We start from the raw sequence: 799 nt of genomic DNA, 5'->3' as shown, positions 1-799 counted from the left end.
GATGTTATTGGCTCTAGCMCAAAGATAGAGATATTAAGATATTTTTCTGAGACAAAAGATATTAAAGGCGAAATTATTTGTAGAAATGTTGCACAAAATACAGGTGAGCCTGCTTTAGTGAGATATATGGGAATAGTGGCAATGGGGGCTTATCCTAGTGCTGAAAATTATGAGATATTACAGAAGATATTAAAAGAGGATTTACCTGAAGTTACTGCGAGGGTTATTTATATACTTCCAGAGTACAGTGCTTATGGGGACATTAAAAAAGATATTGTTGAAGCTTGTAAAAATGATAGTGAATCAGTGAGAATATATGCTATTAAAGCTTTGGATAATTATAAAACAGAGCCAGAGATTCAGGAGCTTTTACTTTATAGRCTTCAAAATGATAATTCTGAAAATATTACTCTTGAGGTATTAAATCTTTATAGTGATTCTATGCCTACAGGAGARATGTTTGATGCTATAAAAAAATTAGCGGACTCTTCTGCAAACAAGAAAATTAAAGATAAAGCAAAATCAATAGTAGAAGGTTCTAATAATACAACAACAGAGACAACTACAGCTAATGCTTATTAATGTTTATGATTTTGAAAGAGATTGTTAAAGAGTTAGAGATTATTTTATCRGATATTGCATTTTCTGGTATAGATAATGTTGACAGTTCATTTGTAGGAAAAATAGAGCTTCTTGAAAAAAAAGCTATGGAAAATAAAATAACTAATCTTAGTAATTTATTAAATGATTTTGTAAGCTCAATTAAAGATTATAAATTAGAAGATTCGAGAGAGAATTT

Annotated in this window: 1 protein-coding gene and 1 pseudogene; both read left to right on the top strand. The window is 29.3% G+C overall.

From position 1 onward, the window contains the following. Positions 1-582, top strand: a pseudogene (locus tag GQX97_RS12865) (HEAT repeat domain-containing protein); the annotation flags it as partial. A 5-nt stretch (positions 583-587) separates the two neighbouring features. After that, positions 588-799: hypothetical protein (locus GQX97_RS12860; protein ID WP_232473390.1), on the top strand; the 212-nt coding region annotated here is incomplete at its 3' end.

This window comes from Brachyspira sp. SAP_772, from assembly GCF_009755885.1.
Classification (GTDB): Bacteria; Spirochaetota; Brachyspiria; order Brachyspirales; family Brachyspiraceae; genus Brachyspira.
The sequence above is the reverse complement of the archived record's forward strand: the minus strand, read 5'-3'. Positions and strand labels throughout refer to the sequence as shown.